Raw genomic sequence first — 5,434 nt, forward strand, 5'->3', positions numbered from 1 at the left:
CAGGGGGGCCCTCGCCGAGCTCGGGCCGCTCGGCCCAGGCCCTGGTGAGGCCGTCGGTGGTGTGCTCGGCCGGTGCGGCCACGGGGGCTCCTCGCTGGTGGTCCACGAACTGACCACCCAGTAGACCGAATCGCGCGGGGCCCTGCGGTGCCGGGGCCAGCCTCCGGCGTCCAGGCGCACATCACCGCTACCTCGTTGCGGGCCGTCGAGGGTGGGTGGTCGTGGAAGTTCGACCCCGGGTGTTCGGCGGATCGGGCTGCGGCCGGGGGAGCTGTCCACCGTCGAGTGCCGGGTGGCGCTCTTCCGCGCACTCGACGCCGTTGACCGGCGGACCCACGGCCGCGGCGGCCCGCTGAGCGCGATCCGGGACTATCGTGCCCACTGGTCGAACCTGTGATCAGCTGAGGGAGCCGACGATGGCCCACTACAGGCGAGCCGGTGACGTCCCGCCGAAGCGGCACACACAGCACCGCGCCCCCGACGGCGGCCTCTACTCCGAGGAGCTGATGGGGGAGGAGGGCTTCTCGTCGGACTCCTCGCTGCTCTATCACCGCGGGGTGCCGTCGGCCATCGTGGACGCGACGGTGTGGGAGCCGGGTGACACCACCACCAGCCCGAACGCCCCGCTGATCCCGCGGCACCTGAAGCCGCACGAGCTGTTCGGCGACGGCTGGAAGGCCCTCGACGCGGTCACCGGGCGCCGGCTGGTGCTGGGCAACGCCGACGTGCGGATCTCCTACGTGGTGGCGGGCGAGGCGAGCCCGCTCTACCGCAACGCGCTGGGCGACGAGTGCGTGTACGTCGAGTCGGGCACCGCGGTGGTGGAGACCGTGTTCGGTGCGCTGGACGCGCGGCAGGGCGACTACGTGCTGCTGCCGCGGTCGACCACGCACCGCTGGGTACCGACGGGGAGCGAGCCGCTGCGGCTGTACGCGATCGAGGCGAACTCGCACATCGCCCCGCCGATGCGCTACCTCTCGCGCTACGGGCAGCTGCTCGAGCACGCGCCGTACTGCGAGCGGGACCTGCACGGGCCAGGCGAGCCGCTGCTCGTGGACGGGGCGGACGTGGAGGTGCTGGTGAAGCACCGGGGTCCGGGCGGCGTGGCGGGCACGCGGTACGTGTACCCGACGCACCCGTTCGACGTCGTCGGCTGGGACGGCTGCCTGTACCCGTACACGTTCAACGTGGCCGACTTCGAGCCGATCACAGGACGGGTGCACCAGCCGCCGCCGGTGCACCAGGTGTTCGAGGGGCAGAACTTCGTGATCTGCAACTTCGTGCCGCGGAAGGTGGACTACCACCCTCTGTCGATCCCCGTACCGTACTACCACTCCAATGTGGACTCCGACGAGGTGATGTTCTACTGCGGCGGGGACTACGAGGCGCGCAAGGGGTCGGGCATCGGGCAGGGCTCGATCTCGCTGCACCCGGGCGGGCACTCCCACGGCCCGCAGCCGGGGGCGGTGGAGCGGTCGATCGGGGCGGAGGCCTTCGACGAGCTGGCGGTCATGGTGGACACGTTCCGTCCGCTGGAGCTCGGCGAGGGGGGCCGCGCGACCGACGACGGCCGGTACGCCTGGAGCTGGTCCGGCCGCGGTCCCGCTTCGTGACGAGCTGGTTGGACCTGCCGGAAGACACCCTCTTCGGGCTGCACAACCTGCCCTACGGCGTGGTCGACACCGGGGACGGGCGGTGCTGGGTCGGGGTGGCCGTCGGCGACCACGTCCTCGACGCCGGGGCGGCGGCCTCCGCGGTCGGCGCCCCGTTCGCGCACCTGCTCGCGGGGCCGCTGCTGGACCCGCTGCTGGCCGCCGGACGCCCGGTGTGGCGGCAGGTGCGCACCGCGCTCACCGAGTGGCTCACCGACCCGGCGTTCGAGGGGCGGGTGCGGCCGCACCTGCACCCCCGTGCTGCCGTCACCCCGCACCTGCCGTTCACGGTCTGCGACTACGTGGACTTCTACGCCAGCGAGCAGCACGCCACGAACGTCGGCCGCATCCTCCGGCCGGACTCCGCCCCGCTGACCCCGAACTGGAAGCACCTGCCCATCGGCTACCACGGGCGGTCCCGCTCGGTGGTCGTCTCGGGCACGGACGTCGTCCGGCCGTGCGGGCAGCGCAAGGGCCCCGCCGACCCGGCCCCGGTCTTCGGGCCGTCGGTGCGTCTCGACATCGAGGCCGAGGTGGGCTTCGTCGTCGGCGTCGGCTCGCCGATGGGCTCCTCGATCGCCGTGGCGGACTTCGCCGAGCACGTGTTCGGGGCGTTCCTGCTCAATGACTGGTCGGCCCGCGACCTGCAGGCCTGGGAGTACGTGCCGCTGGGCCCGTTCCTCGGCAAGTCGTTCGCCACGTCCGTCTCGCCGTGGGTCGTGCCGCTCGACGCCCTGGACGCGGCGCGCGTCGACCCGCCCGCGCGCGATCCGGAACCGCTGCCCTACCTGCGCGACGCCGAGCCGTGGGGCCTCGACCTGGCGCTCGAGGTCCGGCTCGACGGCCACACGATCGCTCGGCCCCCGTTCTCCACGATGTACTGGACGCCGGCCCAGATGCTCGCGCACACCACCGTGAACGGCGCCCCCACCGGCACCGGCGACATGTACGGCTCGGGCACCGTCAGCGGACCGGACCGCGACCAGCGCGGCTCGCTGCTGGAGCTGTCGTGGGGCGGCACCGAGCCGATCGCGCTGCCCGACGGCACCACGCGCACGTTCCTCGAGGACGGCGACACCGTCACCCTCACGGCCACCGCTCCCGGGCCCGCCGGCACCCGGATCGGGTTCGGGGAAGTCACCGGCACGGTCCGGCCGGCCGCTGGAGGATGAGCGGCGCTCCGATGGCGGCGGCCATCTCGTGCTCCTCGTGGGGCTCGCGCCGGTGGGCCGTGAACGATGGGCCCCATGCAGATCGGTATCGACAGCTTCGTCTCCGCCGTCACCGACCCGGGCACGGGCGAGGTCGTGAGCCCCGCGGACCGGGTGGCGCACCTGCTGGAGGAGGTGACGCGCGCCGACGAGGTCGGGCTCGACTCCTTCGGCATCGGCGAGCACCACCGCAGCGAGTACTACGACTCGGCACCCGCGGTGCTGCTGGCCGCCGCGGCCGCGCGGACCTCCGACATCCGGCTCAACAGCGCCGTGAAGGTGCTGAGCGCCGACGACCCGGTGCGGGTGTTCCAGGACTTCGCGACGCTCGACCTCGTCTCGCGGGGCCGGATGGACCTGGTGGTCGGGCGCGGCTCGTTCACCGAGGCGTTCCCGCTGTTCGGGCTGTCACTGCGCGACTACGACTCCCTGTTCGAGGAGAAGCTGGGGCTCCTCCTGAAGATTCGCGACGAGCCGGCCGTCACCTGGTCCGGCACCCACCGCCCGGCCCTGGACGCCCAGACCGTGTACCCCCGTCCGCTGCAGGACCCGCTGCCGATCTGGGTGGGTGTGGGCGGGACCCCGGAGTCGTTCATCCGCGCGGGGGTGCTCGGGCTGCCACTCATGGTGGCGATCATCGGTGGCCAGCCGCACCGCTTCCGCCCGCTCGTCGACGCCTACCGGGAGGCGGGACGCCGGGCGGGCCACCCCGCCGAGCAGCTGCGCGTCGGGCTGCACTGCTTCGGCTTCGTCGGCGACTCCGACCAGCACGCGGCCGACGACTTCTACCCCGGCTGGGCCGAGATGTTCACGAAGATGGCGCGGGAGCGGGGCGGCCGGCCGCCCAGCCGCGCGGCCTACGACGCGACCCGCGGGCCAAGCGGCGCCTACATCATCGGCGACCCGGAGACTGTCGCCACGAAGATGCTGGCCGTGTCGGAGTCCCTCGGCGGCGTCTCCCGCATCTCGCTGCAGATGACCAATGTGCGGCTGGCCCACGAGAACCTGCTGCACGGAATCGAGCTGCTGGGCACCCGCGTCGCGCCGATCGTGCGGGCCGCCACCGGCCATCCGTCCGCGGCCGGGTGAGGCTCAGGCCGCCGGTGCGGCCCGCAGCGCCTCGTGCAGCCCCGGGAGGACCGTGCGCGCCACGGTCTCGACGATCCGCTGCGCCACCTCGGGCCGGTGGTCGAACGGGAGCACGACGACGAGCTCCTCCGCGGCCTGCAGGGCGGCGTCGGCGGTGAGGGCAGCGACGATCTCGTCCGGGTCGCCCGCGTGCACGCGTCCGAAGTGGAGCGGGGGAGCGCCGGGGGCGCCGTTGTCGCGCTGGCGCTGCGCGTCGCGGTCGAGGAGGAAGGCGTAGTCCTCGCGGTCGGACGGGCGCAGGATCGGCAGGATCATCCGCCCGATGGTGACGCTGCCGTCGACCCCGTCCACGGCCCGGCGCGCCTCGCGGTAGGCCGCGATCTGGCGGGCCTGGTAGTCCTCGAAGCTCAGCTCGGTGATCTCGCTGTTGAGGGTCGAGAGCTGCAGGCCGATGCCGAGCGAGCCGGTGCGGGCCGCGGTGGCCAGCCGGCCCGCGCCGTAGGAGATGCGGTCGGGGAGCGTGGGTGACAGCGGCTGGGCGGTCAGCGGGGTGCCCTCGGCCGCGTGCGGGTGGCGCGCGTCGGCCACGCCGAGCGGGGTGCCGCGCACGGCGTCGAGGAACCGGCGCAGCCGCTGCTCGACCTCCTCGTCGAAGGGCAGCTCCGTGCGCCCGAAGACCGGCCCGAACAACCCCTCGGCGAAGGAGTAGCCGGCCGAGAGCCCCAGCTGCAGCCGCCCGCCGGTGAGCAGGTCGGTGGTGGCGGCCTCCTCGGCCAGCCGGGCGGGGTTCTCGTACCGGATCGGCACGACCCCGGTGCCCAGCAGCAGCCGTTCGGTGCGCTGGCCGACGGCGGCGAGGAACGGCAGCGGCGCGGACAGGTACGGCTCCAGGTGCCGGACGCGGACCCACCCGGTGTCGTAGCCCAGCTCCTCGGCCGCGGCGAAGAGCCGGAAGCCGTCCGTCAGCCCGGCCGATCGGGCGGTGTGCGCGTCGACGCCGGTGTGCTCGACGAACGCCAGGAATCCGGTGCGCAGGGCCATCCGGCCATCACAGCACGATCAGGTCCGCAGGTGTCGGAGCCGTCCGGGACGGGTACCACGCACTCATGACCGATCCGAGCAGCATCAGCTACACCGTCCCCGGCATGGAGGCAAAGGAGGCGGGGGTCGTGATCGACATCCTGCAGCAGCGCCTCCATGCCCTGAACGATCTCGCCCTCACGCTCAAGCACGTGCACTGGAACGTGGTGGGCCCGAACTTCATCGCGGTGCACACCATGCTCGACCCGCAGGTCGAAGGCGTCCGCGCGATGGTCGACGACGTCGCCGAGCGCATCGCCACCCTCGGCGGGTCACCCGCCGGCACGCCCGGGACGCTCGTGAAGGAGCGCACCTGGGACGACTACTCGGTGGGCCGCGCCGACGCCATCGCGCACCTCGGTGCGCTCGACATCGTCTACACCGGCGTCATCGGCGACCACC

The 5,434-nt window shown here is 73.2% G+C and carries 5 protein-coding genes; 4 read left to right on the forward strand and 1 reads right to left on the reverse strand.

Annotated features, from left to right (window positions below; translation table 11 throughout):
• Nucleotides 1-416 precede the first annotated feature (416 nt).
• From JWR81_RS15745 to JWR81_RS15755, 3 genes are all read left to right on the forward strand, one after another.
• Nucleotides 417-1,613 (forward strand): cupin domain-containing protein, encoded by a 1,197-nt coding sequence (locus tag JWR81_RS15745; RefSeq protein ID WP_297652344.1) that lies wholly within the window; start codon nucleotides 417-419, stop codon nucleotides 1,611-1,613.
• The gene (fahA, locus tag JWR81_RS15750) at nucleotides 1,610-2,824 is read left to right on the forward strand and encodes a fumarylacetoacetase (RefSeq protein WP_297652347.1); all 1,215 of its coding nucleotides are present in this window, start codon (nucleotides 1,610-1,612) and stop codon (nucleotides 2,822-2,824) included. Before JWR81_RS15745 ends, fahA begins: the two co-directional genes overlap by 4 nt.
• A gap of 75 nt (nucleotides 2,825-2,899) precedes the next feature.
• On the forward strand, nucleotides 2,900-3,952 hold the full coding sequence (locus JWR81_RS15755) for an Atu2307/SP_0267 family LLM class monooxygenase (RefSeq protein WP_297652350.1): 1,053 nt from the start codon (nucleotides 2,900-2,902) through the stop codon (nucleotides 3,950-3,952).
• A gap of 3 nt (nucleotides 3,953-3,955) precedes the next feature.
• On the opposite strand, the gene JWR81_RS15760 is transcribed toward JWR81_RS15755, so the two are convergent.
• A complete protein-coding gene (locus tag JWR81_RS15760) occupies nucleotides 3,956-4,993 on the reverse strand; it encodes an LLM class flavin-dependent oxidoreductase (protein WP_297652353.1) in 1,038 nt (345 codons plus the stop codon).
• Nucleotides 4,994-5,058: 65 nt separating this feature from the next.
• Here JWR81_RS15760 and JWR81_RS15765 point away from each other — a divergent pair.
• A partial coding sequence (locus JWR81_RS15765) for a DNA starvation/stationary phase protection protein (RefSeq protein ID WP_297652356.1) occupies nucleotides 5,059-5,434 on the forward strand: 376 nt, incomplete at its 3' end.

This window comes from Pseudonocardia sp. (genome assembly GCF_025965585.1).
In the GTDB taxonomy this organism is placed as follows: domain Bacteria; phylum Actinomycetota; class Actinomycetes; order Mycobacteriales; family Pseudonocardiaceae; genus Pseudonocardia.